Consider the following 25,283-nt stretch of genomic DNA (forward strand, 5'->3'; position numbering starts at 1 on the left):
TCTCCAGCCGTTCCAGCACCCCTCGCACCCAGGCCAGCTCGGCCGCCTGGACGGCCCGCTCGCCGGGCCGTGGCCGCCCCGCACCGGGTCAGGCCGGGAGGTAGAAGCCGAGGGTGTTCCCGACCATGGCCGCCACGGTCTCGGGGGACTCGCCCGCCTCCCGGTGCGCCTCGCCCCACGCCTCCCCGCTGGCGGTCATGAAGCGGCGGGCCTCCTCGCTCGCCTGCCAGGCACCGGGGTCGTCGATCGAGCCGCCGGCCAGGTGCAGGCCGAGGCCGAGCACGGTGAGGTCCCAGCCGATGCCCACCGCGCCCGGCCCGTACCTGGACCACATCTCCGGCGGCGCCGTCGCCACGTGACGCAGCTCGAACAGCGTGCTCTCCTCGCCCTCCGGCGTCAGGCGCACCTCGACCTCCGACAGGCCGGGGGCGTCGCCCATCACCCAGGTGACCTTCAGCAGGCTGGGCGGCTCGCAGCGCAGGATCTCGCCGCCGGCGTTGCCCTCGAGCTGGTAGTGGCCGCCGACGCGGAAGTCGCCGCTGACCGGGAGGAACCACCGGCTGATGCGTTCGGGGGCGGTGCAGGCGTCCCACACGTCCTCCACGGCCGCGTCGTAGCGCCGGCTGATCACCACGGTCTTGGTCTCGCCGTTCTCGCCCACCTCGCGGCGGGCCCGCTTGATCGCGTCGATGATGTCGATCATGTCTGCTCGTCTCTCGTCGGCGCCGGCGGCGTGGCCGGCGGGTCGGGGTCGCGGCGGCGGCGTCTGCCGCGCGCCAGCTCGGTGGCCAGCGCGTCGAGCCGGTTCTCCCAGAAGCCGCGGAAGCGCTCCAGCCACACGTCGACCTCCCGGAGCGGGGTGGGATCGACGGCGTAGAGACGGCGCGTCCCCTCGGCCCGCACGGTGGTGAACCCGCTGTCACGCAGCACCCGCAGGTGCTGGGAGACGGCCGGCTGGGAGATCCCGTACTCGCGCCTGATGACGGTGGTGACCTCGCCGGAGCTCAGCTCGCCGCCGGCGAGCAGCTCCAGGATCCGGCGCCGGACCGGGTCGCCGAGAACGTCGAACGCATGCACGTCGCGAGTATGGCAACACCCGCTTATATAAGTCAACTCTTATGAACGACTCGCGGTCACGCTCATGGCGACTTGGACGCACCAAGGAGTCGCGGTGACCACGCCCTGCCGGCGGCATGAGGGGTGCGGCAGCGCGCCGCGCCCAGTGCCGCAAGCGGACACAGCGGACCCCCTCTCCGAGAGCCGGATGGGGACGCGGCGGGCGGTTTTTCCGGGAGTCAGGCGACGCGGCCGATGTTTTTGCCTTACCTAAACGCGTTCGAGGCGTGCCGGTCGTTGAGCGGGCGGGCCGCGCTGCCTAGATTTCCAAGCCCCATGGCCGTACCGTCACCCCGTCTGGTGGTCCCGACGTGAAACACAACCGTTCGAGCCTCGCCCACCAAGCCCGCTATGCCCTCACCCATCCGGGGCGCGTCGCGCCGCACCTGCGCCGGCTTGCGCGCGACGCCTGGCTGCGCCTGCGCACCCGCGACCACGTCGCGTACTACCGGGCCGTGATGAGGTCCGACACGGCCCGCAGCCCCGAGGGGGCCGTCGGCTCGCACTCGCACAAGCGCTGGCTGGCGCTCGGGCGCATGCAGTTCGACTACCTGAAGGAGCACGGGCTCAAGCCGGAGTTCCGGATGCTGGAGATCGGCTGCGGCAACCTGCGCGCCGGCCGCCTGTTCATCGACTACCTCGACCAGGGCAACTACTACGGCATCGACATCTCCCCCGACATCCTCTTCGCCGCGCAGGACACGATCGTCGCCCACGGCCTGCGCGACAAGCTGCCCCGCCTGACGCCGGTGCGCGACCTGCGCTTCGCGTTCCTGCCCGACGCGTACTTCGACGTCGTCCACGCCCACAGCGTCTTCTCGCACTCGCCGCTGCACGTCATCGAGGAGTGTTTCGCGCACGTGGGCCGGGTCATGCGGCCGCAGGGCTGGTTCGACTTCACCTTCGACCGCACGGAGGGGCAGGAGCACCACGTGCTGCGCGAGGACTTCTACTACCGCACCGAGACGCTCGTCGGGCTCGCCGACAGGTACGGCCTGGACGCCGTGTTCATGGACGACTGGGAACGCCTGCCGCACAAGCAGTCGAAGATCCGCATCACCAGGCGGGCGTAACCGCGCGTCCCGGAGCGCGGCCGCCCGGTGCCATGAGGGGAATCCCCGCCTGGGGCCTCGGATCGGACATGTGCGATCATCACCCGATGGACGCTCGTTTCCTCGGCATCGGTGAGCTGGCCGAAGCCCCGTCCGTGGCGGTCGTGGTCGACGTCATGCGTGCTTTCACGGTGGCCGCCTGGGCCTTCGCCCAGGGTGCGGAAAAGATCGTTCTCGCCGGGTCGCTGGACGAAGCCCTGGCGCTCAAGGCTCGGCACCCGGACTGGGTGGCACTCAAGGACGGTCCGGCCGCGCCCGGGTTCGACGCCGTCAACTCGCCGGCCCTGCTGCGGTCCGCCGACCTCGACGGACGGACCGTCGTGCAGAAGACCACGGCGGGGACGGTCGGCGCCCTCGCGGTCAAGGAGGCGTCGCTGGTGCTGTGCGCCGGCTTCGTGGTGGCGGAGGCAACGGCCCGGCTCCTGCGGACCCGCGAGTGTGACAGTGTCACGTTCGTGGTCACCGGCGAGGACGGGCACGCCGATGAAGATCTGGCGTGCGCTCAGTACATCGCCCGGAGGGTCACCGAGGCCGGGACGGACGCGGCCGGGTTCCTCCGCCGCGCCGGCGAGTCGCGCGCCGCCGCCGAGCTGGCGAAGGGGGTGCGTCAAGGAGCGCATCCTGATGACGTCGCACTCTGTCTTGAGCTCGACCGGTTCCCCTTCGCCATGGTGGCGACAACCTCGGAGGACTCGCTCATGGTCCTCCGTCCGCACGCCGTGCCTACGCCGGCCGACGAGGCTTCGCGCTGATCCCTGCTCGCCGGATCGCCTTGGCCGTGTCCGGGCGACCGCGACGCAGGCTGGGCTGCGCGAGCACGAGGAGGGTGCCGTCCAGCGCGACGATCGCCGCGCCGCGGCGCTGGCCGCCAGGGTCAGGCGCGCTCGCCGGGGGGACGTCACGCCGGCTCCGGGCCCAGGTGGGCGTCGAGCGCGGCCGTCACCAGCCGGTCGAGCAGCCCGTCGTCAGCATCGCCACGCAGGCGTGGGCCGCCGGAATCCGACCCGGCACTGTTGAGCAGATCGTGACGGAACCTCAGCTCGAACATGCCTGGACTCAGCCGCGTACCGGACATACGCCCGCGCCAGTGCGTACAGGTGCTCGCGCGGGCCAGCCGCGCCCTCGCCGGCGGCGGCGAACCGGGCCTCCAGGCCGGCGAACCCGCGGCCCGCGCCGGCAGCTCGCCCGGTCCGAAGAAGCGGCCTGTCGGCCCGGCCCCGCCTCCTGGGGCGCGACGGTCCATGGACTTGCACAAAGTTCAAGCGCGACATAGCGTCGCTCTTGCACTTTGTTCAAGTCATGCTCCGGAGGTCCCGCCGTGCCCGTTCCCGTCGTCCTCGCCGCCGCCCTCCAGTTCGCGCTCGCCGCGACCTTCCTCGTCCTGCCGGTCGTCGTGCTCGTCCGCGGAGGCGCGGCGCAGCGCGCGGCCGACACCGAGATGGAACGCCAGGGGTTACCGCCCGCCCTCCTCGCCGAGCACGGCATCCGCTTCGCGGAGAAGACGGGTGAGTTCGCGCTGGCCATGGCGATCGCCGCGAGCCTGGTGGCCCTGGCATGCCTCAACCTCGCCGGGAGCGGGACCGGGCGCGTCCTGTCCTGGATCGCCGAGCCGCTCGTGCTGCTCGCGGTCGGCTTCGTCACCGGCAGCCAGGTGTTCGCCGAGCGCTACACCGTGGCGGCCCTCGCGAGATCCGCCGCCCCCGGGGCCCGGAGCGTCGACGCGCGGGCCGTGATCGCCGCCGCGAGCGCGGCGTTCCCGTCCTGGCTGCGTCCGGTGGTCGTCGTCCGGTTCGGACTGGCGACCCTGGGGTCGCTGCTCGTCGTCGTCCTGCTGGCGCTTCCCGCCGCGGGACCTCACTTCTCCTGACGGGAGGCGGCCGGCCGGGCCGCCAGCCTCGCTTCCAGGCCGTCGAGGACGGTCCGCAGGCCGAACTCGAAGCTGTCGGCGTCGGGCAGGGCCGCGGCGAGGTCCGCCGGAGACGCCGGAGACGCCGAGGACAGGGCGCGTGCGCGTAGCCGCGGGAACCCCTGGGCGATCTCGACGACGCGCTCCAGAGTGTCGCGCAGCTGCTGCTCCTCGTCGGCCCCGGCGCGGCGCAGCCGGGCCCGCCAGGCCGACTGGGCGGCCTCCCCCTGCGCCGCGCCGATCACGAACATGAGCACCGTCGCGGAGGCCTGGTCGGCCTCCCGGCCGCCGAATCCCGCCGCCTCGTAGACGGCCAGGCAGTGCTCGTCGTAGCGGGCCTTGGCGGGCCCGTAGATGAGGTGCGTCCCCATGGCGGGCACCAGCCAGTAGTGCCGCTCGATCATCGCGTACGCGCCGCGCGCCAGCCCGGCGGCGGCCTCGCGCCACCCGGTCGCGTCGAGGTCCGGCAACGCGATCTCGTCCCACACGTGGTCGGCGGCCAGCACGACCAGCTCGTCCTTGTTCTTGACGTGCCAGTACACGGCCGTGGCCGCCGACCCGAGGCGGCCGCCGAGCCGCCGCATGTTCAGGCCGCCCACGCCCTCGGCGTCCAGCACCTCGACGGCCGCCTGGACGATCTGCTCCCGGGTCAACGTGTCGCGCGGCATGCACGGCAGCCTACCGGCGCCGATCAGCGCGGACCGGCCGTGGCGGCCCCGCTGGGGCCGGTCCCGTCCCGCTGTCCGTGAGAACATGCCACGCATGACCTGGACCGCTCCCGAAGTGACCCGCCCCGAGGGGTCGCTGCTCGCGCCCGAGGCAGAGCTGCTGCCCGGACTGCTCGACTGGCACCGCGCGACCTTCCTGCACAAGTGCGCCGGACTCACCGGCGAGCAGCTCGCCGCCGCGCCGGTCCCCTGGTCCAACCTGTCGCTGCTCGGGCTGATCCGGCACCTGGCGAAGGTGGAGCACATCTGGTTCCGGCGCTCCTTCCTCGGGGAGGACGTCCCGAAGCTCTACTCGACGCCGGAGCGGCCCGACGCCGACTTCGAGGACCTCGACCCGGCGCGGGCGGAGGCCGACTACGCGCTGCTGCTGGAGCAGCAGGAGCTGGCCCGCAAGGTCACGGCCGGGGTGCCGCTGGACACCACGTTCGAGAACGCGGGCTGGGGCACGGTGACGCTGCGGCTCGTGTTCAACCACATGATCGGCGAGTACGCCCGGCACAACGGCCACGCCGACATGGTCCGGCAGGGCGTGGACGGCGCCACCGGCGCCTGAGCCACGCCCGCGGCGGCGCATCCGGGCTTCGGTGGGGACGGGAAGGCCTCGTTATTTCCGCCACTTTTATCATATGCGGCTCATTGCATATTGTCCATTTCTCAAATTTATCTTGCCGGAGCACCATTGATCGCTGTTATTCTCCGTCGGCTTCCTTCGGCGCTTTTCAGAGAGGTGACGGCGAGAGATGAGCGAGATGAAGGCGCGGAACGTCGGCCCGGCGGGGATCGACGTGGTCTACGAGCGCCTCGGTGACCCCGCGGCGCCGCCCGTGCTGCTGATCATGGGCGGTGGCGGGCAGTTGATCCACTGGCCGGACGGGTTCTGCCGGAGCCTCGTCTCCCACGGGCTGCACGTGATCCGGTTCGACAACCGTGACGCCGGGCTGTCCACCCACTTCCACGACGCGCCGGTCCCCGACCTGCCCGCGGTTCTGGCCGGCGACCTGTCCTCGGTGTCGTACACGCTGACGGACATGGCGGCCGACACGGCCGGCCTGCTCGACGCGCTCGGCCTCGACTCCGTCCACCTCGTCGGCACCTCCATGGGCGGGATGATCGCCCAGGCGGTCGCCATCGAGCACCCGGGGCGGGTCCGGTCGCTGACCTCGATGATGTCCACCACGGGCGACCGGAACGTGGGACAGCCCCGTCCGGAGGCGCTGGCCGAGCTCACCGGACCTCCGGCCGTGACCCGCGAGGACGCGATCGAGCGCACGGTCAAGGCGTTCCGGGTGCTGGGCTCGCCCGGCTACCCGGCCGACGAGGAGGAGGTGCGGGAGCGAGCCGGGCGCGCCTACGACCGGTCCCATGACGAGCTCGCTTTCCTGCGCCAGGCCGTGGGCGTGGTGGCCTCCGGCGACCGCACGCCGTGGCTGCGCTCCCTCAGCGTGCCCACCCTGGTGATCCACGGCGCCGACGACCTCATGTGCGACGTCAGCGGCGGCGGGGCGACCGCAGCGGCCGTCCCCGGGGCGCAGCTCGTGGTGTTCGACGGCATGGGGCACGACCTGCCGGCCGCGCTGTGGCCGGAGATGACCGGCTGGGTCGCGGGCCTCGTGCGGCGCGCGGAGGCAATCGCGTAAGGGGGAAATTCGGGGCACGAATTAACGCGCCTGTTTCTTTTGCCACCAATGGCGGCAATTCATGGGGCAACGTCCCGGGTCCGGACGGCCGCTCCGGGCCAGACCATGCAGGAATCGCCTCCCCGGAGAGCCCAACCTTCAGGGCACCTGAAGCTTCCGCTAAGCTTCAGGCACACTGAAGGTTGGAAGGGACTCCCATGGAACACGTCCTGTTGTCGGTGCACGTGCTCGCGAGCATCGTCTTCGTCGGAGGCTCGGCCGTCGCCGCGAGCCTGTTTCCCCGGTACGCGCCCGTCGCCGTCCCCGCGCCGGACGGCGCCGGCCCCCCGTCCGAGGGCCCGCAGAGCCAAGGAGGGGCGAAGGGCTCAGGCGAACGTGACCGCGCGGTGGCCGCCGTGTTGCACCGCGTCACCGGGGGCTACGCCGCGTTCGGCTTGGTCGTGCCGGTGTTCGGCATCGCCCTGGCGACCGCGCAGGGGCGCATGGGCGAGATCTGGATCACCGTCTCCATGCTGCTCACGGCCGTCGCGGGCGGCCTGCTGGCAACGCAGATCCACCCGCGTCAGCGTCAGGCGCTGCGCGAGCCCGGCGACGCCCGGCGGCTGCGCACGCTGTCCATGCTGGCCGGGATCTACAACCTCGCCTGGGCCGCCGTCGTCGTCCTCATGATCGTCCGTCCGGGGTCGGGCCGGTGAGCGTGACGCACCTGCGGGTCCTGCGCGTGGCCGCCGCCGTGGAGCTGCTCTCGCTGGCGGTGCTGCTGGGCAACCTGTTCACCGTCCACGCCAAGACGATCACGACGTTCGGCGGACCGGCGCACGGCATGGCGTACCTCGTGGTGGTCGCCGCCGTCTCGATGGCGCCGTCGGCCGCCGGGTCCGGGGCGCGATGGCGCGCCTTCGTGCCGGGCGCCGGCGGGATGCTCGCGCTCCGGCGCCTGCGCGTCCCGTCCTGAACCGGCATCCGAGGGGACACGCACGGCATCGCGGTCGTAGGACCATGGACTGAGCCGATCCAGGACCACGGGCCGATTCACGCCGGGCGTCGCTTCGCCCAGACTCGTCGCCGTGATCATCCTTCCCGCCGGGCGACGCGTCGCGGGTGCCCGGCCCTTCCTCGTAGGGATGTTCGTCGACGCGCTGGGCAGCGGGCTCTACGTCCCCCTCACCCTTCTGTTCATCCACCACGTGACCGGACTGCCCATGACCACGGTCGGCCTGGGCGTGACCGCCGCCGCCATGGTGGGACTGGCCGCGAACCCGGTGGCCGGCGCGTTGATCGACCGTTTCGACGCGCGGCGCGTGCTCATGGCCACGTACGTGCTACGCGCCGTGGGCTTCGCGGCCTACCCGCTCGTGGACGGCTTCGCCGCGCTCGTGGCCGTCGCCGCCGTGGTCGCGGTCGGTGACCGCGCCTACTACCCCGCCGCCGGGAGCTACCTCTCGGTCCTCGCGCAAGGCGCGGACCGGGACAAGCTCTACGCACTGATGGCCACGGCCAGGAACGTCGCGTTCGGCCTGGGCGGGCTGCTGTCGGCGGGAGCGGTGTCGCTCGCCGGCGGCGCCGGCTTCACCCTCATCGCGGCGCTCGACGCGGCCAGCTTCGTCGTGGCCACCGGCTTCCTGATCGTCTCCGGACGGCGCGCGTCCGTGGAAACGCCCCCGAGGCAGTCGAAGGGGTACCGGGAGGTGTTCGCGGACCGGCCGTTCCTCGGTCTCGTGGCGGCCGAGCAGGCGTTCACCCTGACACACATGATCCTTCCGGTGGCGCTGCCGGTGTACGCGGTGACGGTGCTCGGGGCCCCCGCCTGGCTGATGGGCCTGCTGTACACCCTCAACACCGCCCTGGTGGCCGCCGGCCAGCTGATGGTGCGGCGCCGGCAGCGCGACGCCCGCCGTACGCACGCCATGGCACTGGCCGGGGTGATCCTGATCGCCGCGTGCGCGCTGTACGCCGCGACGGCGCTCCTGCCGGCGGGGCCGGCGCGCGTGGGCGGCCTGGTGGTGGCCACACTCGTCCTCACCCTGGGCGAGCTCATGCACACCACGCCGTCCTGGGCGCTCACCGCGGCCACGGCGCCCCCGGAGCTGCGCGGGCGGTACCTGGCGATCCACCAGCAGACCTGGGCGTTCGCGGCCGTCATCGCGCCAGGAGGCTTCTCCGCGCTCCTCGGCGCCGAGCCCTCACTGCTGTGGGTCACTCTCGCCGTTCTCCTGGTGCTGGCCTGCCTCGCGCTGCTCCATCTGGCGCACCGCCTGCCCCCTCACGCCGTCGCCGCCCCCGAGGCGTAGGGCGGGTTCACCGGCGCGCCGGCCACGGGACCAGCACGGCGCCGACGACCATGTGTACCATGGATGGGCCCCCGGCCCGCGCTGAGCAACCTGCCGCGGCCGGCCGCCGAGGCGCGCCAGGCCGGGCAGGCCGTACACCTCGGCGACGAGACCGGCGGGTCGTCCAGGGCCATGAACGCGCTCCCCGTCACTCGACGACCACGAGGCCGTTGCCGTCCGCGTCCCGCAGGACGCACATCGGCGGGACGCCCTCCCATCGCAGCAGCCCCCCACCTCGACGCCGCGTGCCGCCAGCTCCTCGCGGAGGGCGGAGGCGTCGGCCGTGGTGAGGCGGATGCCCGCGTCGGTCCCGGCGGGCGTGCTCTCGTCCGCCGGGACGAGGGCGATCGACGTCCGGTGAGCGCGGACGGGATCAGCCCGCCGCGGGGCGCGCGGCCTGGGCGACCGGGAGGCGGTCGAAGACGGTGAGGACGTACGTGATCCTGCCGTCCTCGAGGGTCAGGTAGTCCATGGCCCGGAAGTCCCGGGCGAAGGTGGTGTCGGTGGTGTAGACGACGGCCGCGCTCGTGTCGTCGCCGAGGATCTTGGTGATGGAGGACCCGGTGAGCTTGGGCAGGAAGCCCTCCAGGAAGCGCCGGTAGGCGGGCAGTCCCTCGATCCGGCCGGCGGGCGCGTCGCACACCACGTCCTCGGCGATGAAGCCGAGCGCCTTCTCGACGTCGCCGCCCATCCACGCGCGGGCGTAGTCCTCGGCGATCTGCTGGGCGGAGGCGTTGGTGCTGGTCACAGTGCTTTCCCTTTCGTGGTGTTCCGCTCCCTTCCGGCGTCACGGGTACGCGTCCGGGGAGCTCCGGGGCCCGTCCGTCCGGGTCCCTGCCACTGGATCCTCGCCTCGATATATGACACGTTGTGTCTTATACCTGAGAAAGTTTTCCCGCCATGAGATCCGACCGGTTGCTCTCGATCATGCTGCTGCTCCAGACGCACGGGCAGTTGCCCGCCGGCACCCTGGCCGAGCGGCTGGAGGTGTCGGTCCGCACGGTCATGCGCGACGTCGAGGCGCTGTCGTCGGCCGGCGTGCCCGTCTACACCGTGCGCGGGCCCCACGGCGGCATCGCGCTGCTGCCCGGCTTCCGCACCGACGTCACCGGCCTGACCACCGACGAGGCCCGCGCCCTGTTCGTGCTGCTGTCCGGGCGCGCCCACGCCGAGCTGGGCCTGGGACGGGCCATCGGCTCCGCGCTGCGCAAGGTCATGGCGGCCCTGCCCGCCTCCCACCGTCCGGACGCCGACCTGGCCAGCCGCCGCGTCCTCATCGACCCCGCGCGCTGGCGCGGCGGCCCGTCCCAGCCGGCCCCCGACCTCGCCGTGCTCCAGGAGGCCGTCTTCGGCGACCGGCGCCTGTCGCTGCGCTACCGGCACGGCGGCGACAGCCGTCCCCGCTCGTACACGCTCGACCCGTACGGGCTGGTCAACAAGGCCGGCGTCTGGTACCTGGTGGCCGATCACCGCGGCGAGCCGAAGCTGTTCCGCGCCGACCGCATCGCCTCCGCCGAGGTCACCGACCAGCCCGTCCGGCGCCGCGACGGCCTCGAACTGGCCGGCCTGTGGGACACCCTGCGCCGCCGCATCGACGACATCCCCACCCCGGTGCCCGTCACGGTCAGCGTCCGGCGGGACATCCTGGTCAGGTTCCTGCGCATCCACCAGGCTGATGTGTCCCCCTCCGCGCCGCCCGCCGGGGCCGGCGGCGACGCGGAGCGGGTGAGCGTCGAGCTGCGCTTCCGGTCCCTGGGCGCGGCCGAGGCGCTGCTCGCCTTCGGCCCCGACGTCGAGGTCGTGGAGCCCGCGGAGCTGCGTCACGCCCTGGCCCGCAGAGCGGCCGAGACCGCCGCCCTCTACGCCGAGGGACGCTAGCCGGCGTCGCACGCGCCGGGCTCGCGGGTCGCGGCTCAGGGAGCGGCCGGCGTCCAGGCGGGGTCGCGGCCGGTGAGGCCGAGCAGCCGGTCCAGGAGCGGGGCGTCCCCGGGCACGGGCACCGGCGGCCCGAACAGGCCCGGGCTGCCCTCCGGAGCCTGGGCCACGACCGTGGTCACCCAGGCGTACGCCTCGCGGACGGCCTCCTCCAGGGCGGGGTCGCCGGCCGGGTAGGGACGGCCGGTGGCGACGGCGAGGTCCCAGCCGTGCACGACGATCTCGTCGACCGCGGCGGCTCCGGCGATCGCGCCCGGCATCGTGCCGCCGCCCACCTCGGTGTCGCCGGTCCACGCCGACGGCTCGCGCCACGCCCGGGCCAGTTCCTCCAGGCGGGCCGGCACGCGCTCGCGCCAGTCGTCGCCCAGCCGGGACGCGTCGGGCGTCCGGGCGCGGCCGCCGCCCTCCAGCCTCGTCTTCGTGGCGGCCGCGGTGAACGCGACGCAGAGGCCGTCGATGTGGTCGAGCAGCTCGCCCAAGGTGAAGCCGCACGGCGTCGGCGCGGTGAGCAGGTCGCCGGGCAGCGGCCGGACGAGGGCGGCGAGGACGCCGGTCGCGGGCCCGAGGTCGGCCGTCACGGCTTCACCACCGTCCTCGCCGCCGCCACCGCCGCCGGGAGCCGGTCGAGGCACTTGTCCCAGCCGCCGCTGATCCGGCAGGCGACCTCGGGCATGGCGGCGGCCAGGGCGTCGAGGTGCTCGTGCAGCACCACCATGTGGGTGCCGCCGTCCGGGGTCTCGCTCAGGGTGACGGTGAGGACCGAGTCGAACGCCGGCCCCGCCTCCGGGTCGGGGCCGACGAAGCCCCAGCGCCAGACGATGCGCCGGTCGGGGACGAGCTCCAGCAGCTGCGCGTCGAAGCCGCCGATCGGCCGGCCGGCGCGGGGCTGCCAGATGCGGTAGCGGCCGCCCACCCGCTCGTCCACCTCGGCCCGCACGGACTCCAGGTCGCCGGGCGCGAGCCACCGGCACAGGATGCCGGGGTCGAGCCAGGCCCGGTAGACGGCCCGCGGGGGCGCGGTCAGGGTGCGCTCGCGGCGCACGGCGGGGAAGATCGCGGGTTCGGCGCTCATGGCGGCCTCCTCGGACGTGTGCGGACGGGGGTGCGTGCTCACGGCGCCTCCTCGGGCGTGTGCGAACGTGCCGACGCCTTTGCCGACACCTGTGGGCGCGCCGGCGTCGCGTCGGGCGTGTGCGGACGGTCGAGGACCCGTTCCAGCGCATCGATGCGCTCGTCCCAGAAGCGCTCGTAGAAGCGCAGCCACGCGGCGGCACCCGCGAGCGGCGCGGACCGCAGCCGGCACACGTGCCGCCGCCCCATGACGGTGCGCTCGACCAGCCCCGCGTTCTCCAGCACCTTCACGTGCTTGGACGCGGCCGCGAGCGACATCCGCAGGGGCTCGGCGAGCTGCCCCACGGTCAGCTCGCCGCGGGCGAGCCGGCGCAGCATGACCCTCCGCGCGTCATGAGCCAGCGCGTGGAACACGGCGTCCAGCTCCGGCGAATCCTCAACCATATGGTTGAGGATAGTGCTGCCCGGCGAGATTCTCAACCATATGGTTGTACGTCGACGGGGTCATAACTCGTCCGTAGCCGATCGGCAGCGGTTCATAACCGGTGGCCTCCAGGGTGGGCTCAACCGTCCGGCCGCGCGCGGTGTTCTCCCATCGCCCGCGTCCCTCCGTCCCTGGAGACACCCATGGCCACCGTCCCCCACCGCTGGCAGGCCCTGCCCGTCCTGCTGGTCGCCGTCTTCATGACGACCCTCGACTTCTTCATCGCCAACGTGGCCGTGCCCTCGATGCGGGCCGGCCTGCCCGCCGGCGGGTCCGAGGCGCAGCTCGTGATCGCGGCGTACGGGCTGGCGTACGCGTCGGGGCTGGTCGTCGCGGGCCGGCTCGGCGACCTGCACGGGCCGCGCCGGGTCTTCTCGGCGGGCCTGGCGCTGTTCACGCTGGCCTCCGCCGCCTGCGGGGCCGCGCCGGGAGCCTGGGCGCTGATCCTGGCGAGGGTCCTGCAGGGCGTGGCCGCGGCGCTGCTGGCCCCGCAGGTGCTGACGCTGCTCGGGAACCTGTACCGGGGCGCCGACCGGGCCCGGGCGTTCGGCTGGTACGGCACGGCCGTGGGGCTGGCGGGCGTGAGCGGGCAGGTGATCGGCGGCCTGCTGATCGCGGCGGACCCGTGGGGGCTGGGCTGGCGGGCCTGCTTCCTGGTCAACGTGCCCCTGGGCCTCGTCGCGCTCGCCCTGACCGCACGCCTCGTCCCGGACCAGCCTCCCGCCTCACACCCCGCCCACGTCGTCCCGGACCCGCCCGCCTCGCGCCCCGCCCACCTTGTCCCGGACCCGTCGCCCGCGCGGCCGTCCGAGGACGTCGCGGCCGCGGCCCGGCACCGGCAGCGGCAGCGGCAGCGGCACGGTCTGGACGTGGCCGGGGCGGGGATGGTCGCGGCCGGACTGGTGGCCGTCGTGCTGCCGCTGGCCCAGGGCCGGGAGCAGGGCTGGCCGCCGTGGACGTGGTTGTGCCTGGCGGCCTCGGCTCCGCTGCTGGCCGCGTTCGCCCGCCGGCAGCGCCGCCTGGCCGCCGCGGGGCGGCAGCCGCTGCTCGACCTGGACGTTTTCGTGGAGAAGGGGTTCGCGGGCGGGCTCGTGGCGGTGGCGCTGCTGTTCGGCGGCTCGGCGGGGCTGTCGTTCGTGCTGGCGCTGTACCTCCAGGAGGGGCTCGGGCTCGGCCCGGCGGCGGCCGGGGCGGTGTGCACGGCGCTCAACGGCGGGTTCCTCGCGGGCTCGGCGCGGACCGCGGCGCTGGCCCGCCGCCTGGGGGCGGGGGTGCCCCTGGCGGGCGCGGCGACGCTGCTGCTCGGGCTGCTCCTCCTGCTCCACGTCGTCGCCGGGCGGGCGGGAGGCGCGGCCGTGGCGTACCAGGTGGCCGGGGCGCTGCTCGTCACCGGCGCCGGGATGGGGGTGCTGATGTCGCCGCTGATCTCCACGGCGCTGGGCCGGGTCCGGCCCGAGCGGTCCGGCGCGGCGGCGGGCGTGCTGGGCACGGTGCAGGAGACGGGCGGCGTGCTGGGCGGCACGCTCACCGGGACGGTGCTGCTGGGGTCGCTGGAGGAGGGGTGGGGGCAGGCCGCGTCGGCGGGACTGGCCGTGCCCCTCGCCTGCGCCCTCGGCGTCCTCGCCGTGGTCGCGCTGACGCTCCGGTGGGCCCCGCCGGCCCGTACGGGGTGCGGGGAGCGGGTCCCCGCGGTCAGGCCGGGAACGACGGGCGGGGCCGGGACGCCGAGCACATGATCACGCCGTGGTCACCCCCTCGGGTAGACTGGTGCCACCGAGGACTTTCTTGTGCGTTGGCAACAGGTCGGCGTCGCCCGCGGCGATAGAAGACTGGGGCCCCTCCCGGAGGCCCGGACAGGCAGGCGAGCATGCTGCCGACGCTTCCCACCGGTCCGGATCCACTCGGTGCCGTCGCGGGCTCGGCCCCGCGCGTCGCCGAGTCGACGCGACTGGACCTCGATCCCGTTCCCGGCCACCGCGGCGCCGCCGGCGGAACCTGGTGGCTCCACTCCCGCGACGTCGCGGGCGAGCTGCTGTCAGGCTCTTCCGCCACGCCGACGCTGGTCTGATCATGTTGTGCTTCGCCCGCGGCGAGCATCTCACCCTGCGAGTCGTCCCGCCTGACAGCGCCCGTGGCTGACCGGCCCCGTCCGGCGGCCACGCTTTTCCCGTCTTCTCCGAACGGAGCTTCCATGACCATTCTCGCGCCCGCGCCAATCGGCGAAACCGATACTCTCACCGTCACCACCGTGCGCCTGACCGGCGAGATCGACATCTTCACCAGCCATGCTCTCCGGCAGCGGCTGATGCGCGCCCTGCCCACCGGAGCCGACCTGCTCGTCGTGGACCTGTCCGCGGTGTCGTTCTGCGACGCCTCCGGGCTGGGCGTCCTGGTCGGCATCCAGCGGCGGGCGCGGCCGCGGGGAGTGACGCTCACGCTGAAGGCCCCGCGCCCGCTCATGGCCAGGCTGCTGCGCATCACCGGCCTGGACCGCAGCCTCACGGTCGTGCCGTGAGAGCGCGGCGACGGCACACAGACGAGCAGGGGCCCGCACCGGTGAAGGTGCGGGCCCCTGCTCGTGGTGCCGGTCGGGTCAGGCCGGAACGATGTTCTCGGCCTGCGGGCCCTTCTGGCCCTGCGTGATGTCGAAGGCCACGCGCTGGCCCTCGTGCAGCTCACGGTAGCCGCCCTGGGACACGATGTTGGAGTAGTGGGCGAAGACGTCAGCGCCGCCGCCGTCCTGCTCGATGAAGCCGAAGCCCTTTTCCGCGTTGAACCACTTGACGGTTCCCTCAGCCATGTTGATCTCCTTCTGGTTTGGCAGAGCCGGAGCCCGCGATGCGCGGATTCCGCGTCGCCGTAATGCCCCCACCCGGAGATGACCGGAAAACAGAAATGCGCCTGACGTTACATACCGTCAGGCGCACACGAAGTTCGTATGGGTACCACAACTGCAACTGCCTCCAGGCTAGCACACCTGTGAACCGCTCACGGAACCTTCGTCAGAGGCCGGCGGAGTCAGAGGTGGGCGGGGTCAGGCGGGCGGCGCGGATGTGCAGGTAGCGGCGCTGCGGCAGGTTGGTGGTGCGCGCGGCGGCCTCCAGGTACGCCCGGCGCGCCGCCTCCCGGTCGCCGGCCATCTCCAGCAGGTGCGCCCGCGCCGCGTGCAGCCGGTGACCGGCGGCGAGCCGCTCGTCCCCCTCCAGCTCCCGCAGCGCGGCCAGCCCCGCCTCGGGGCCGTGGGTCATGGCGACGGCCACGGCGTGGTTCAGCCGCACCACCGGCCCGCCGCCGACGCGCAGCAGCACCTCGTACAGGGCCAGGATCTGCGGCCAGTCGGTCTCCTCCGCGCTCGGCGCCTCGTCGTGGACGGCGGCGATGGCGGCCTGGAGCTGGTAGGGGCCGGTCGGACCGGACGGCAGCGCGGCCGTGACGAGCGCGACGCCCTCCTCCACGAGCTCGGCGTCCCACAGGCCGCGGTCCTGCTCGGCCATGGGCACCGGCGTGCCGTCGGGCGCGGTGCGCGCCGGCCGGCGGGCGTCGGTGAGGAGCATGAGAGCCAGCAGCCCCGCCACCTCTCCGTCGCCGGGCAGCAGCCGGTGGAGCAGGCGGGTCAGCCGGATGGCCTCGGCGGCGAGCTCGACCCGGTGCAGGCGCGGCCCCGACGTGCTCGCGTACCCCTCGTTGAAGACCAGGTAGAGCACGTGGAGCACGGCGGCGAGCCGCCGGTCGCGCTCGGCGGGCGAGGGCAGCGCGAACGGCAGGCCGCTTTCCCTGACGGTCTGCTTGGCCCGGGTGATGCGCCTGGTCATGGTGGCCTCCGGCACCAGGAACGCCCGGGCGATCTCCGCCGTGCTCAGGCCGCCGACCGCGCGCAGGGTGAGGGCGATCTGCGAGGCCGGCGACAGCGACGGGTGGCAGCACAGGAACAACAGGATGAGCGTGTCGTCTCCGTCGCGTTCCCGGCGGTCGGCGGCGGGCGCGAGCCAGTCGTCCGGCAGCGTCCAGCGCGCGACCGTGTCCTCGCGCCGCCGCCGGGCCTGCTCGGCGCGCAGCAGGTCGGTGAGCCGCCGGGAGGCGACGGTGATCAGCCAGGCCGCCGGGTCGCCGGGCAGGCCGTCGCGCGGCCACTGGGTGGCGGCGGCGAGCAGCGCCTCCTGCACGGCGTCCTCGGCGGTGTCGAAGTGCCCGTAGCGGCGCACGAGCGCGCCGAGGACCCGGGGCGTGAGGTTCCGCAGCAACGCTTCGGTCCCGACCTCGGTGCCCATGGTGTCGTCCTTCCCCGGCGGAGCCTGTCCTGGAGGACGTCGGAGCCACCGTCCCGTTCCGGACGTCCGCCAGCATCGCACGCCGGTCGTCGCCTGGTCTCATGCCGGAGCCGGTCGCCGGGACTCCGCCCGGCGCCCCTCCGGCCGAGGAGGCGGAGGGCGGTGCCCCGGGGACGGCTGCGCGTTTACCTGGGCGCGGCTCCTGGAGTCGGGCCCGCACCGCCGAGCTGCTCGACGGCATGGAGCTCCTGCCGCGCCGCAACCTCGTGCACCGCGGCGCGCGGTTCGTCGAGCTGGACGCCGACGCGCTCATCGCCCGCCGCCCCCACGTGGTGCTGATCGACGAGCCGGCCCACACCAACGCGCCCGGCTCCCGCAACGCGAAGCGCCGGCAGGACGTGGACGAGATCCTCGACGCCGGCATCGACGTGGTCTCCACGGTCGACATCCGGCACCTGGAGTCGCTCAGCGACGTCGTCGAGCAGATCACCGGCATCGCGCAGGGGGAGACCTGCCCGACGAGGTGGTGCGCCGCGCCGGCCACGTCGAGCTGGCGGACCTGCCGCGCGCCTCGGAATCGCCGGATCTGACCGGCACCCTGTTCGGTGCCGGTCACCTGGTGGAAGTGGCGATCATCCTCGCGGTGGCGGAAGAAGCAACGCGAACGCGGCGCCGATCGCTGGCACGCGTATGCTTCCCGGCGTTGAGATCACCAGCTGGGTGGGTCACGAGGAGTGCCTGGTGGTGTATGGGCGGGAGCCGGAGCAGCGAGAACTCGGCCGGTTCCTGGCGGAGGCCGCCTCTGGCCGGGGCGGTGCCGTCGTGGTCCTGGGTGAGCCGTGTGGCGGCAAGTCGGCACTGTTACGGTGGGCAGGCTCGGGCCAGCGGTTCCAGGTGTTGCGCTGCACGGGCGTGGAGAGCGAGGCGGAGCTGCCGTTCGCGGCGTCGCAGTCTCTGCTGTCCGGCGTGATGGGGCATCTGGCCGGTATTCCCGCCCCTCAGGCGGAGGCGTTGCGGGCGGCGCTGGGATTGGCCCCGCCGGGGGGGTGACAACCGCTTCCTGGTCGGCCTGGCCACGCTGTCGCTGCTGGCGGAGCTGGCCTCGGACGGGCCGGTGCTGTGCCTGGTGGACGACGCCCAGTGGCTGGACCGGTTCTCGGCCGAGGCGCTGGCGTTCGCCGCCCGCCGGCTGGCGGCCGAGGAGGTGTTCCTGCTGTTCGCAGCACGGGAGGTCCTGGGCCTCGTCGGTGAGAGCGCCCTTCACGTCCTCGCGGTCGGTATGCATGAACTCGTACAGCGCCGGGAGGTCCTCGGGGTCTACCGTGATCGTGAAGTCGATCCTGATCCTCATCGCTCAGTCCTCCAGGGTGATGCCGGGGAAGTAGACGATCGCGTAGAGGTCGGCGTGGGAGTAGCGAGCCTTGCGGGCCAGCTGGTCGGCGGTCTTCTCTCCGAGGATCTCGTACGCCTGGCGGAAGAAGGCGTTCCGCAGTTCGTTGCCGGAGGGCATCGTCACGCTGAAGCCGGGGACTCCGTACGACTCGGGCCCGATGTGCTCGCGGCTGAGGCTGAACCAGTTGCCTCCGTCGATAAGCCCCTGGCGCACCGACTCCTCGTCAGCAGCCTCAGGAGCCCACCCTGCCCAGGAACCGGAGACCGCGATGAGCCGCTACAACCAGCGCGAACCCCTCAACAAGCAGGAGCTCGCCGCCGCCCGGGAGCGCGAACAGATCGCCCGTGACCGGCAGAAGTACGGCCACGACGAGCAGGCCGCCCGACGGGCCGTCCTGGTGGACGGGGCCCGGCGCACGATAGCCGATGTCCTGCCCGCCTTCCCTGCCGAGCTTCAGGAGCAGGGCCGTCGGCAGCTGGAGCAGGAGATTGCGGAGGTCCACGCCTCGGGGCCGGTGGGTTGCACCTACGCGTACTGGCGCTGCGTGGAGTCCAGGCCGTCGCTCGACGAGCCTCAGTGAGGGAGGTGGAAGCCGTGAAGAAGGCGCGTCACGACGCGGCCGGGACCGGCGCGCGGTTGGTGGAGCTGCGCCGGTCCAATGCGGCGGGAAGGCACGACTCCCGCCCTCGTTCGCTCCGGACGCGCGGAGCATCCCGGCGGGCGGCGATCAACGCCAGTCGGGACAACGAGGAAGACCCGCAGGAGGAAATCATGGCAGTTCTCAGCTACGCCCCCGAATGCTGGGGCGACGACGCCGATCCCGTCGAGTTCGTAGCGTCGCTCGTGGCCGGGGCACCACGACGCCCGGCCACGCCGACGACTGCGACTGCTGGGGGTGGGCGTGAAACTGAGTCCCGCCGACGAGGCCGAGCTCTCCGAGCAGGACGCTCACGAGCAGCTCGTCGAGTACCAGGAGCAGCTTGGCGTGTGCGGTGCCGTCGGCTGCCGCAACGAAGCCGAGTACCCGGATGGCCGGTGCAGTTCGTGTCAGAAGGCTGATCAGACGCGAGTCTGAGTAAAGGAGAAACCGTGGGAACCATCGAGTACGCCAGCAGCCTGGCCCGCAACCTGCATCGCGACCAGGTCGACAAGTCCGGTGCGCCGTACTACCTGCACGTGTTCGCCGTCCGCGACATGCTGACCGGCGAGGACGAGGAGGTTCGTATCGCCGCCGTTCTGCATGACTCGGTCGAGGACACCGACATCACGCTGGAGGAGCTGCGCAAGCTCGGCTTCACCGAGCGGACGTTGGCGGCTATCGACTCCGTCACACGCCGGGAGGGCGAGACGTACGTGGACCTGATCCGGCGGGCCTGTGCCAACCCCGACAGCCGCAAGATCAAGCTCGCGGACAACCTGCACAACACGATGCGGCTGCACAACTTGCCGTCGGAGCAGGCGGAGCGCATGGCCGAGAAGTACGCGCGTGCCCGCGAGATCCTGCTCGGCGAGATGGAGGAAATCGCGTGATCATCCTAACGAAGGTCATGCAGACCTGCAGGCGTGCCCGAACTGGCGCTCAAGCGGCTGGATCCGATGGCGGCACGGGCGCTGCTGGCCGAACACGCTCCCCACCTGCCCGCCCACATACGCGACCGGGTGCTGGCCGAGGCCGACGGCAACCCGCTGGCCTTGCTGGAGCTGCCCAGGACCGAGGACGGAGACCCGCGGCACCTCCCCCTGCCGCACCGCCTGCAGGACGCCTACCAGCGGCGCATCGCCAAGCTGCCCTCACCGACCCGTAACGCTCTCCTGGTCGCGGCGGCGGAGGAGAGTGGCGCGCTGGCCGCCAAGCCATCGCCGCCGTCCGCCTGGCCGAGAACCTCGACGGCGTCGTGGCCGTGCACGACAACCTCACCTGGAAGAGCGACGACATCGTCGACATCCCCATGTGGGGCGGCGCCTGATTGTCGTGTGCGGTCGGGTCTGACGGCCGGCCACCGGAAGTCGCTCGCGCGCCAAGGGGATGAAGCGATGACCGACCGCCCTCCCAGCGAGGGGGCCGCAAGGGACGCCGGCGGCCTCGCGGCGGGGCGCCGCTCACCCGGCGCCGCCGGCTGATCGGCTGGGCGATGACCGCGCTCGGCCTGACCGCCATCACCGCCGTGCTGCACGCGCTGCGCGACACGCTGGGGCTGCCGAGCCAGATCCTGCTGTTCCAGATGTGGATGATCGCCGTGACGCCGGCCGGCGGGCTGTGGCCGGCGCTGGCCGCGGCCGTGGGCGGGGTCCTGCTGCTCAACTACTTCTTCACCCCTCCGTACCGGAGCCCGCTGGTCTCCGAGCCCGGGGCGCTGCTGGCGCTGGTGGTGTTCGTCGTGGTGGCCGCCGCGGTGAGCGCCATCGTGGAACTGTCGCGCGGTCTGGCCGAGGCCATGGGCGGCACGCTCGTACCGGAGGAGGCGCCGGGCGGCGGCCTGACCATGGTGCTCACCCTGCCCGCGTCTCCCGTGACGCAGCTGCCCCCGCTCCCTCCGGACGCGACCTGAGGTGACATGGGGGCTTGTGGATAGGATGGCCAGTGGTGTGCCGGGAAGTCTGGTCGGCTGATCCGTCGCCGACCGTTCCCAAGGAGCCCTCGCCGTGAGCCGCACCCCGTCCAACCGCGTCCTGCGCCTGTTCGGCCTGGGCTCCCGCGCGGAGTCCCGGCGCGTCGCCGACATCCTGCGCGCCGAGACCGTGGGCGGAGCGCTCCTGCTCACCGGCGCCCTGCTCGGCATGCTCTGGGCCAACTCCCCGTGGGCCCACGGGTACGAGGCGCTGCGTTCCTTCGAGATCGGCCCCGCCGCCCTCCACCTGAACCTCGACCTGGCCACCTGGGCCGCCGACGGCCTGCTGGCCGTCTTCTTCTTCGTCGCCGGCCTGGAGCTCAAGCGTGAGTTCACGGCCGGTGACCTGCGCGACCCCAGGCGCGCGGCCGTGCCCGTCGCCGCCGCCGCGGGCGGCGTGCTCGTCCCCGCCGTCGCGTACCTGGTGACCACCTCGCTCGCCGGGGCGGCGGGCGCCGGCCGGGGCTGGGCGATCCCGACCGCCACCGACATCGCCTTCGCGCTCGCGGTGCTCGCGGTGATCGGCCGGCACCTGCCGGCCGCGTTGCGCACGTTCCTGCTGACGCTGGCCGTGGTCGACGACCTGCTCGCCATCGCGATCATCGCCGTCTTCTACACCGAGCGCCTGGCGCCCCTGCCGCTGCTGGGCGCGGCCGTGCCGCTGGCCGTCTTCTCCCTCCTCGTACGGCGGGGCGTGCGCGCCTGGTGGCTGCTGCTGCCTCTGGCCGCGCTCACGTGGGCCCTGGTCCACGCCTCCGGCGTGCACGCCACGGTGGCCGGGGTGCTGCTGGGCTTCGCCGTGCCCGCCCGGGGGGACGCGAGCGTGGCCGAGCACTTCGAGCACCGCTTCCGGCCGCTGTCGGCGGGGGTGGCGGTGCCGGTGTTCGCGTTCGTGTCGGCCGGGGTGACGATCGGCGGGGTGGACGGCCTGAGCCGGGCGCTGACCGACCCGGTCGCCGTGGGCGTCGTCGCCGGGCTGGTCCTCGGCAAGCCGCTGGGCGTCATGGCCGCCACCTGGCTGGTGTCCCGGCTGACGCACGCCGAGCTGGACGAGAACCTGGCCTGGGTGGACGTGGCGGGGCTGGCGCTGCTGGCCGGCATCGGGTTCACCGTGTCGCTGCTCATCGGCGAGCTGGCCTTCGGCGCGGGCAGCGCGCGCGACGCGTACGTCAAGATCGCGGTGCTGGCGGGCTCCCTGACGGCGGCGCTGCTGGCGGCGGCCGTGCTGCGCCTGCGCGACAACGCCTACCGCCGCATCGAGCAGGCTCAGGCCCTTCCCGAGCCGCCTCCCACGCCCTGACCGGCCGAGCCCCGGACCGGCCCGATCGGCGGGGAACGTGCTGCTGATCTCCGGCCCTACGATGAGCTGTATTCGGCGACATACCCGATTCGCCTGCGTTGTGGAGGAAATTAGTGCCAGCGCCGATCCTTCGCCCTCGTGGCGAGACCGCCCGGGTGATGCCGGTCGAGCTGTTCTTCGACCTCGTGTACGTGTTCGCCATCACCCAGCTCTCGCACCTACTCCTCGCCCACCTCGACGTGGCGGGCGTGGCCCAGACGCTGCTGCTCACGCTGGCCGTGTGGTGGGCCTGGATGTACACCACCTGGACCACCAACTACTGCGATCCCGACCATCCGGTGCTGCGCCTGACGCTGACCGGCGCCATGCTGGCCGGGCTGGTCATGGCGGCGGCGCTGCCGCAGGCGTTCGGGCCGCGGGCGATGTGGTTCGCCGTCGGTTACGTGGCGCTCCAGGTGGGGCGGACCATCGTGGTGTCGGTGGCGGCGCGCGCCCACCCGATCGGCCGGACGTTCCGGCTGGTGCTCGTCTACCACGCGGTGAGCGCGGTGCTGTGGCTCGCGGGCGCCGCGCTCGGCGGGGCCGCCCAGGGCGTGCTGTGGACGGCCGCCCTGCTCGTGGAGTACGCGGGCCCGTGGCTCGGCTACCGCATGCCGCTCCTCGGCCGGGTCTCCACGGCGGACTGGACGATCGACGGCGCCCACATGGCCGAGCGCTGCCAGCTCTTCGTCATCATCGCGCTGGGCGAGTCGCTGCTGGTGACCGGGGTGTCGCTGGCCGACCACCAGCACCTGAGCGCCGGCGCCGTGGCCGCGTTCGCGGTCGCGTTCCTCGGCAGCGTGGCGACGTGGTGGGTGTACTTCGACCGCACCGCCGAGGCCGCCTCGGAGACCACCGCCCATTCGGACGACACGGGGCGGCTCGGCATGTCCGCGTACAGCTACATCCACATCCTCATGGTCGCCGGGATCATCGTGGCGGCCGTGGGCGACGAGCTGGCGATCGCGCACCCGTTCGACCGGATCACGCCGGGTACGGCGCTCGCGGTGCTCGGCGGGCCGGTGCTGTTCCTCGCGGGACACGCGCTGTTCGTGCGTTCCGTGTTCGGGTGGGTGCCGGTCAACCGCCTCGTCGGGATCGGCGTGCTGGTGGTGGCCGGGCTGCCCGTCGCGCTGGCGCCCGGCCTCGTGCCGCCGCTCGTGCTCGCGGCCGTCGCCACGCTGGTGCTGGGCGTGGTCGCCGCCACGGACGGGCGGCGCGACCGGGTCCCCGCCCCGGCCGGCCTCGCCCCGTGACCCCTCAGTTCACGCAGTCCTGGGTGGTGAGCGCGAGGACGAGCGTCTCCACCTTGTTCCGCCGGTTGACGCCGAAGTAGTAGTACGCCTTGCGATTGCCGGGCACGGCCACGGTGTAGCCGTTGATCTGCTCCTTGACCTTCGGGTACACCTTCTGGACCTGGCTCAGGGCGGAGCCCACGGCGACGCCCTCGGGGGTGCGCGCCCCGCGCGGAGCGGAGATGACGGCCACGCCACGCTTCTTGGAGATGTACAGGCTCACCTCGTCGCCCGGGTTGGGGTGGGCCTTGAAGTCCCAGCCGGAGCAGTGGTCGCGCCTCTTGAGCGCGATCTTGCCGGTGGCCTTGGCCTGCGTAGCCGTCATCCCCAGTCTGACGCCGCCGTAGCCGTACGGGCCGAAGGAACCCGGCGCGGCGACCGCCGGCGCCGGGGTGGTGGTGACGGCCCCGGCCGGGCTCGCGATCAGCAGCGCGGTGGTCGTGGCCGTCAGCGCCGCGGCCGCCACCAGTCGAGTCGTGTGCATCCCCGTCCCCGTTCTTCGAGCAGGTTGATCGTCTCCCCCTCTTCGATGCCGTGGGCGGGCTGAAGGTTCTCCCGTTTCCCGTACGGACTCGACGTTGCGGACTCAGCGGGTGAGCAGGTCGCGCAGCGCCCCGGCGATCTCGGCGGGCGCCTCCTCCGCCATGAAGTGCCCGCAGGTGACGGAGACGTGCCGCAGGTCGGGCGCCCAGGCGCCCCAGAGGGCGGCGGCGTCGAAGCCCAGGACGGACCCCCAGTCCTGCTGGAGCACGGTGACCGGCATGCGCAGCCGGTTGCCGGCGTCGCGGTCGGCCCGGTCGTGGCCGGCGTCGACACCGGCGGAGGCGCGGTAGTCGGCGACGATCGACGGCACCGCGTCGCGGCAGGCCTCCAGGTACGCGGCGCGGACGTCGGCGGGGATGGCCGCCGGGTCGTTCGCCCAGGTGTCGAGGAAGTGGCCGAAGAAGTCGTCCGCGGCGGCCGCGATCATCCGCTCCGGCAGGCCGGGCGGCTGGGCCATCAGGTAGAGGTGGAAGCCGACGGCCGCGGTGACGCCCCGCATCACGTCCCACATGTCGAGCGTCGGCAGCACGTCCAGGCAGGCGAGGTGGGTGATCGTGCCGGGATGGTCGAGCCCGGCGCGGAACGCGACCAGGGCGCCCCGGTCGTGCCCGGCCAGCGCGAACCGCTCGTGCCCCAGCGCGCGGGCCAGGGCGACGACGTCGGCGGCCATGGTGCGCTTGGCGTACACCTCGGGGCCGGTCTCGGCGGGCTTGTCGCTGGCCCCGTACCCGCGCAGGTCGGGGCAGATGACGGTGTGGTCGGCGGCGAGGTCGGCGGCGACGTGCCGCCACATGAGGTGAGTCTGCGGGAAGCCGTGCAGCAGCACGACCGGGGTGCCTGAGCCGGCGACGGCCGCGTGCAGGGACACGCCGTCGGCGACGGGCACGCGCCGGTAGTCGAAGCCGGTGATGACGGGCGCCATGATGTTCGTCCCTTTCCGTAGGGTTGTCGTTGCTGGTGGATCGGTCGCTGGGCGGCCGGTTCCTGGATCGGTCCGTTGTCCGGACCGGCCCGTGTCTCGGCTGGGCCGGTGCCGGGTGAGGCCGCCGGGACGAGCCTGCCGGGCGCGGATGAGCATCCGGTGAGCGCGCGCTACCGTGGCGCTTCTGGGAGGCGACGCCGCCGGACCGCACTTGCCGGGACGCGGGTCCTGGCGGGCGGCAGCCGATGACGCGTGAGGAGATCTGGACGTTGGGGGCGGTGGAGATCGGGGGCGGGGTCGGCTTCGGGGTGCTGGGGCCGGTCACCGCCTGGGACGACTCCGGTGACGCGATCGCGTTGAAGGGGCCGCGGCACCGCGCGGTGCTGGCCCGGCTGATCGTCGCCCGCCGCCGCGTCGTCCCGGTCGCCGGCCTCGTCGATGATCTGTGGGACGACCCGCCCGAGGGGGCGGTCGGGGCGGTGCGCACGTTCGTGGCGGCGCTGCGCCGGGCGCTGGAGCCCCGGCGCCCCCCCCCGGCCCCCCCCCCGCGGTTGGTCACCGGGGGCCCCGGGGGCGCGCGGTCGGGAGAGCCCAC

Annotated in this window: 34 protein-coding genes; 21 read left to right on the forward strand and 13 right to left on the reverse strand. The window is 73.3% G+C overall.

Features of this window, described 5'->3' with window-relative positions; genetic code table 11:
• Positions 1 to 88: 88 nt before the first annotated feature.
• Positions 89 to 703: an SRPBCC family protein gene (locus AB0H81_RS31580; RefSeq protein ID WP_358381847.1), complete on the reverse strand. Its 615-nt coding sequence runs from the start codon at positions 701 to 703 to the stop codon at positions 89 to 91.
• Complete coding sequence (locus AB0H81_RS31585; protein WP_358381849.1) at positions 700 to 1,077, reverse strand: metalloregulator ArsR/SmtB family transcription factor; 378 nt, start codon at positions 1,075 to 1,077, stop codon at positions 700 to 702. The genes AB0H81_RS31580 and AB0H81_RS31585 overlap by 4 nt, the downstream gene beginning before the upstream one ends.
• A gap of 350 nt (positions 1,078 to 1,427) precedes the next feature.
• Here AB0H81_RS31585 and AB0H81_RS31590 point away from each other — a divergent pair, with 350 nt between their 5' ends.
• On the forward strand, positions 1,428 to 2,189 hold the full coding sequence (locus AB0H81_RS31590; protein ID WP_358381851.1) for a class I SAM-dependent methyltransferase: 762 nt from the start codon (positions 1,428 to 1,430) through the stop codon (positions 2,187 to 2,189).
• 86 nt (positions 2,190 to 2,275) lie between these two features.
• Positions 2,276 to 2,980: a 2-phosphosulfolactate phosphatase gene (locus AB0H81_RS31595; protein WP_358381853.1), complete on the forward strand. Its 705-nt coding sequence runs from the start codon at positions 2,276 to 2,278 to the stop codon at positions 2,978 to 2,980.
• A 146-nt stretch (positions 2,981 to 3,126) separates the two neighbouring features.
• Here the strand turns inward: AB0H81_RS31595 and AB0H81_RS31600 are convergent, their stop codons facing one another.
• A complete protein-coding gene (locus AB0H81_RS31600; protein ID WP_358381855.1) occupies positions 3,127 to 3,276 on the reverse strand; it encodes a hypothetical protein in 150 nt (49 codons plus the stop codon).
• 270 nt (positions 3,277 to 3,546) lie between these two features.
• On the opposite strand from AB0H81_RS31600, the gene AB0H81_RS31605 reads away from it, so the two are divergent.
• The gene (locus tag AB0H81_RS31605; protein WP_358381857.1) at positions 3,547 to 4,095 is read left to right on the forward strand and encodes a hypothetical protein; all 549 of its coding nucleotides are present in this window, start codon (positions 3,547 to 3,549) and stop codon (positions 4,093 to 4,095) included.
• Here AB0H81_RS31605 and AB0H81_RS31610 read toward each other — a convergent pair.
• Positions 4,083 to 4,802 (reverse strand): TetR/AcrR family transcriptional regulator C-terminal domain-containing protein, encoded by a 720-nt coding sequence (locus AB0H81_RS31610; RefSeq protein ID WP_358381859.1) that lies wholly within the window; start codon positions 4,800 to 4,802, stop codon positions 4,083 to 4,085. The two genes, AB0H81_RS31605 and AB0H81_RS31610, sit on opposite strands and share 13 nt — an antisense overlap.
• 94 nt (positions 4,803 to 4,896) lie before the next feature.
• Between AB0H81_RS31610 and AB0H81_RS31615 the strand changes: the two genes are divergently transcribed.
• The 5 genes from AB0H81_RS31615 (at position 4,897) to AB0H81_RS31635 (ending at position 8,790) form a co-directional block, all read left to right on the forward strand.
• Positions 4,897 to 5,415 (forward strand): DinB family protein, encoded by a 519-nt coding sequence (locus AB0H81_RS31615; RefSeq protein ID WP_358381861.1) that lies wholly within the window; start codon positions 4,897 to 4,899, stop codon positions 5,413 to 5,415.
• Positions 5,416 to 5,602: 187 nt separating this feature from the next.
• Positions 5,603 to 6,499 carry an alpha/beta hydrolase gene (locus tag AB0H81_RS31620; protein ID WP_358381863.1) on the forward strand — a complete coding sequence of 299 codons (897 nt, stop codon included), beginning with the start codon at positions 5,603 to 5,605 and terminating at the stop codon, positions 6,497 to 6,499.
• A 197-nt stretch (positions 6,500 to 6,696) separates the two neighbouring features.
• Complete coding sequence (locus AB0H81_RS31625) at positions 6,697 to 7,194, forward strand: hypothetical protein (RefSeq protein WP_358381865.1); 498 nt, start codon at positions 6,697 to 6,699, stop codon at positions 7,192 to 7,194.
• Entirely contained in the window at positions 7,191 to 7,454 is a 264-nt protein-coding gene (locus AB0H81_RS31630) for a hypothetical protein (protein ID WP_358381867.1), read from the forward strand. Before AB0H81_RS31625 ends, AB0H81_RS31630 begins: the two co-directional genes overlap by 4 nt.
• Positions 7,455 to 7,566: 112 nt before the next feature.
• Positions 7,567 to 8,790: an MFS transporter gene (locus AB0H81_RS31635; protein ID WP_358381869.1), complete on the forward strand. Its 1,224-nt coding sequence runs from the start codon at positions 7,567 to 7,569 to the stop codon at positions 8,788 to 8,790.
• A gap of 412 nt (positions 8,791 to 9,202) precedes the next feature.
• On the opposite strand, the gene AB0H81_RS31640 is transcribed toward AB0H81_RS31635, so the two are convergent.
• Positions 9,203 to 9,577, reverse strand: coding sequence for a nuclear transport factor 2 family protein (locus tag AB0H81_RS31640; protein ID WP_358381871.1), 375 nt, complete (start codon positions 9,575 to 9,577; stop codon positions 9,203 to 9,205).
• A 152-nt stretch (positions 9,578 to 9,729) separates the two neighbouring features.
• Between AB0H81_RS31640 and AB0H81_RS31645 the strand changes: the two genes are divergently transcribed.
• Complete coding sequence (locus AB0H81_RS31645) at positions 9,730 to 10,707, forward strand: YafY family protein (RefSeq protein ID WP_358381873.1); 978 nt, start codon at positions 9,730 to 9,732, stop codon at positions 10,705 to 10,707.
• Between the two features lie 35 nt (positions 10,708 to 10,742).
• Here AB0H81_RS31645 and AB0H81_RS31650 read toward each other — a convergent pair whose 3' ends face one another.
• Genes AB0H81_RS31650 through AB0H81_RS31660 form a run of 3 tightly spaced genes read right to left on the reverse strand, consistent with a single transcriptional unit; the run spans position 10,743 to position 12,279 of the window.
• Positions 10,743 to 11,342: a TIGR03086 family metal-binding protein gene (locus tag AB0H81_RS31650; protein ID WP_358381875.1), complete on the reverse strand. Its 600-nt coding sequence runs from the start codon at positions 11,340 to 11,342 to the stop codon at positions 10,743 to 10,745.
• Complete coding sequence (locus AB0H81_RS31655; protein ID WP_358381877.1) at positions 11,339 to 11,878, reverse strand: SRPBCC domain-containing protein; 540 nt, start codon at positions 11,876 to 11,878, stop codon at positions 11,339 to 11,341. Before AB0H81_RS31655 ends, AB0H81_RS31650 begins: the two co-directional genes overlap by 4 nt.
• Positions 11,875 to 12,279, reverse strand: coding sequence for a metalloregulator ArsR/SmtB family transcription factor (locus AB0H81_RS31660; protein ID WP_358381879.1), 405 nt, complete (start codon positions 12,277 to 12,279; stop codon positions 11,875 to 11,877). Before AB0H81_RS31660 ends, AB0H81_RS31655 begins: the two co-directional genes overlap by 4 nt.
• 183 nt (positions 12,280 to 12,462) lie before the next feature.
• On the opposite strand from AB0H81_RS31660, the gene AB0H81_RS31665 reads away from it, so the two are divergent.
• The 3 genes from AB0H81_RS31665 (at position 12,463) to AB0H81_RS31675 (ending at position 14,834) form a co-directional block, all read left to right on the forward strand.
• Entirely contained in the window at positions 12,463 to 14,055 is a 1,593-nt protein-coding gene (locus AB0H81_RS31665; protein ID WP_358381881.1) for an MFS transporter, read from the forward strand.
• A 131-nt stretch (positions 14,056 to 14,186) separates the two neighbouring features.
• Positions 14,187 to 14,387, forward strand: a complete 201-nt coding sequence (locus tag AB0H81_RS31670; protein WP_358381883.1) for a hypothetical protein — start codon at positions 14,187 to 14,189, stop codon at positions 14,385 to 14,387.
• Positions 14,388 to 14,510: 123 nt separating this feature from the next.
• Entirely contained in the window at positions 14,511 to 14,834 is a 324-nt protein-coding gene (locus AB0H81_RS31675; protein ID WP_358381885.1) for an STAS domain-containing protein, read from the forward strand.
• 78 nt (positions 14,835 to 14,912) lie between these two features.
• Here the strand turns inward: AB0H81_RS31675 and AB0H81_RS31680 are convergent, their stop codons facing one another.
• The gene (locus AB0H81_RS31680; protein WP_358381887.1) at positions 14,913 to 15,119 is read right to left on the reverse strand and encodes a cold-shock protein; all 207 of its coding nucleotides are present in this window, start codon (positions 15,117 to 15,119) and stop codon (positions 14,913 to 14,915) included.
• A 202-nt stretch (positions 15,120 to 15,321) separates the two neighbouring features.
• Entirely contained in the window at positions 15,322 to 16,587 is a 1,266-nt protein-coding gene (locus tag AB0H81_RS31685; protein ID WP_358381889.1) for a sigma-70 family RNA polymerase sigma factor, read from the reverse strand.
• Positions 16,588 to 16,688: 101 nt separating this feature from the next.
• Between AB0H81_RS31685 and AB0H81_RS31690 the strand changes: the two genes are divergently transcribed.
• Both AB0H81_RS31690 and AB0H81_RS31695 read left to right on the forward strand, forming a co-directional pair.
• Entirely contained in the window at positions 16,689 to 17,177 is a 489-nt protein-coding gene (locus tag AB0H81_RS31690; protein ID WP_358381891.1) for a hypothetical protein, read from the forward strand.
• 151 nt (positions 17,178 to 17,328) lie between these two features.
• Positions 17,329 to 17,637, forward strand: a complete 309-nt coding sequence (locus AB0H81_RS31695; protein WP_358381893.1) for an ATP-binding protein — start codon at positions 17,329 to 17,331, stop codon at positions 17,635 to 17,637.
• Positions 17,638 to 17,941: 304 nt separating this feature from the next.
• On the opposite strand, the gene AB0H81_RS31700 is transcribed toward AB0H81_RS31695, so the two are convergent.
• Positions 17,942 to 18,193: a hypothetical protein gene (locus tag AB0H81_RS31700; protein WP_358381895.1), complete on the reverse strand. Its 252-nt coding sequence runs from the start codon at positions 18,191 to 18,193 to the stop codon at positions 17,942 to 17,944.
• A 55-nt stretch (positions 18,194 to 18,248) separates the two neighbouring features.
• Between AB0H81_RS31700 and AB0H81_RS31705 the strand changes: the two genes are divergently transcribed.
• From AB0H81_RS31705 to AB0H81_RS31730, 6 genes are all read left to right on the forward strand, one after another.
• Positions 18,249 to 18,560 (forward strand): hypothetical protein, encoded by a 312-nt coding sequence (locus AB0H81_RS31705; protein ID WP_358381897.1) that lies wholly within the window; start codon positions 18,249 to 18,251, stop codon positions 18,558 to 18,560.
• A gap of 509 nt (positions 18,561 to 19,069) precedes the next feature.
• Positions 19,070 to 19,510: an HD domain-containing protein gene (locus AB0H81_RS31710; RefSeq protein ID WP_358381899.1), complete on the forward strand. Its 441-nt coding sequence runs from the start codon at positions 19,070 to 19,072 to the stop codon at positions 19,508 to 19,510.
• A 33-nt stretch (positions 19,511 to 19,543) separates the two neighbouring features.
• Positions 19,544 to 20,101, forward strand: coding sequence for a hypothetical protein (locus tag AB0H81_RS31715; protein ID WP_358381901.1), 558 nt, complete (start codon positions 19,544 to 19,546; stop codon positions 20,099 to 20,101).
• A gap of 11 nt (positions 20,102 to 20,112) precedes the next feature.
• Positions 20,113 to 20,529, forward strand: coding sequence for a DUF4118 domain-containing protein (locus AB0H81_RS31720; protein ID WP_358381903.1), 417 nt, complete (start codon positions 20,113 to 20,115; stop codon positions 20,527 to 20,529).
• 94 nt (positions 20,530 to 20,623) lie between these two features.
• Positions 20,624 to 21,889 carry a Na+/H+ antiporter NhaA gene (nhaA, locus tag AB0H81_RS31725; protein ID WP_358381905.1) on the forward strand — a complete coding sequence of 422 codons (1,266 nt, stop codon included), beginning with the start codon at positions 20,624 to 20,626 and terminating at the stop codon, positions 21,887 to 21,889.
• Positions 21,890 to 22,002: 113 nt separating this feature from the next.
• On the forward strand, positions 22,003 to 23,184 hold the full coding sequence (locus AB0H81_RS31730) for a low temperature requirement protein A (RefSeq protein ID WP_358381907.1): 1,182 nt from the start codon (positions 22,003 to 22,005) through the stop codon (positions 23,182 to 23,184).
• Positions 23,185 to 23,188: 4 nt separating this feature from the next.
• Here AB0H81_RS31730 and AB0H81_RS31735 read toward each other — a convergent pair whose 3' ends face one another.
• Both AB0H81_RS31735 and AB0H81_RS31740 read right to left on the reverse strand, forming a co-directional pair.
• Positions 23,189 to 23,707 (reverse strand): hypothetical protein, encoded by a 519-nt coding sequence (locus AB0H81_RS31735; protein WP_358381909.1) that lies wholly within the window; start codon positions 23,705 to 23,707, stop codon positions 23,189 to 23,191.
• A 102-nt stretch (positions 23,708 to 23,809) separates the two neighbouring features.
• Complete coding sequence (locus AB0H81_RS31740; protein WP_358381911.1) at positions 23,810 to 24,688, reverse strand: alpha/beta hydrolase; 879 nt, start codon at positions 24,686 to 24,688, stop codon at positions 23,810 to 23,812.
• A 245-nt stretch (positions 24,689 to 24,933) separates the two neighbouring features.
• Between AB0H81_RS31740 and AB0H81_RS31745 the strand changes: the two genes are divergently transcribed.
• Positions 24,934 to 25,283: winged helix-turn-helix domain-containing protein (locus tag AB0H81_RS31745; protein WP_358381913.1), on the forward strand; the 350-nt coding region annotated here is incomplete at its 3' end.

It is taken from the genome of Nonomuraea sp. NPDC050691, assembly GCF_040654455.1.
Taxonomy (GTDB): domain Bacteria; phylum Actinomycetota; class Actinomycetes; order Streptosporangiales; family Streptosporangiaceae; genus Nonomuraea.